This window comes from Acinetobacter johnsonii (assembly GCF_048551975.1).
Lineage (GTDB): Bacteria > Pseudomonadota > Gammaproteobacteria > Pseudomonadales > Moraxellaceae > Acinetobacter > Acinetobacter johnsonii_A.
Map to the genome: position 1 here is coordinate 1 of NZ_JBIMCF010000092.1, position 395 is coordinate 395.

At 40.3% G+C, this 395-nt stretch carries 1 pseudogene; it reads right to left on the reverse strand.

What is annotated here, in order from left to right:
• A pseudogene (locus tag ACG9ZB_RS16765) lies at positions 1-395 on the reverse strand (DDE-type integrase/transposase/recombinase); the annotation flags it as partial.

Consider the following 395-nt stretch of genomic DNA (forward strand, 5'->3'; position numbering starts at 1 on the left):
GTTATAGTAATGCTGCCATTCGGCTAGCTTGTCTTGGATATCTTCAGAATTAATATCGACAGTAGCGTAGAACTCAGATTTATCAGTCTTTTGAGAATGCTCTACCTTGCCAAATGAGGTGAACCAGGTTTATTTCGCCTAAATTTGATTCCATGCTGCATCAATTTTTTCTGTACTTTTTCAGCAAAAAATTCCCGCCCACGATCGGTCTGTATTCGCTGTATGGGAAAAGGCATTTCTTCAATTACGCAGTCTAAAAAGTCGAGCGTATTCGCTGCTGTTCGGCGTTTATATATCCTTAAAACGCGATATCGTGTGCAGTCATCGATAGATGTGTGCTGATATAGCCTAGGACCCAATTTACAGGTATCCATTTGAATTCTATCGCCTGATAA